General features: G+C 68.4%; 1 protein-coding gene. It reads right to left on the reverse strand.

Annotation, left to right across the window (positions count from 1 at the left end):
• Positions 1-846: condensation domain-containing protein (locus tag AB4112_RS36020; protein WP_441727281.1), on the reverse strand; the 846-nt coding region annotated here is incomplete at both ends.

Raw genomic sequence — 846 nt, forward strand, 5'->3', positions numbered from 1 at the left:
ATGTAGCCCAGCCGGTCCGCCGGATACTCCGGGTCCAGCGGCAGGTATGCGGCCCCCGCCTTCAGCACACCCAGCACCGACACCACCATCGACACCGAACGCGGCAGCGCTATCCCCACCACGCTCTCCGGGCCGATCCCCCGGCCGATCAGCACATGCGCCAGCCGGTTCGCACGGCGGTTCAGCTCCGCATAGCTCACCACCTCGCCGCCATGCTCCAGCGCCACTGCTTCCGGCGTCCGGCGCATCTGCGCCTCGAACAGATCCGGCACCGTCCCGCCAGGCACCGCCCGATCCGTCGCATTCCAACCCGACAGCAGACGGGACCGCTCCTCCGCATCCAGAAGCTCGATCCGGCCCACCGACTGCGATGGATCCGACACCACCGAGCGCAGAAGCCGCACCAGCCGCGACACCAGCCCCGCCGCCGTCTCCCGGTCGAACAGGTCCGTGCTGTATTCCAGCAGCCCTTCGAGCCCCGCCTCCCGGCCCTCCCGATCCCGCTGCTCCGAGATGTTGAACGCGAGATCATATTTGCTCGTGTGGGTGACGACCGGCTCGATGGAGGCGTCCAGCCCCGGCAGCCGCAGCGTTGCGTGATCGGTGTTCTGGAAGGCGAGCATGACCTGGAACAGGGGATGGCGTCCGAGCGATCGGGTGGGGTTGAGGGCTTCGACCAGGCGCTCGAACGGCAGGTCCTGATGCGCATAGGCCGACAGGTCCCAGTTCCGCACCCGGCCCAACAGCTCCCGGAAGCTCGGATCACCCGACACATCCGTCCGCAGCACCAGCGTGTTCACGAAGAACCCAACCAGCTCCTCCAGCGCCGCATCCGTCCGGCCCGCC

The organism is Inquilinus sp. 2KB_23 (assembly GCF_052115705.1).
GTDB lineage: Bacteria > Pseudomonadota > Alphaproteobacteria > DSM-16000 > Inquilinaceae > Inquilinus > Inquilinus ginsengisoli_A.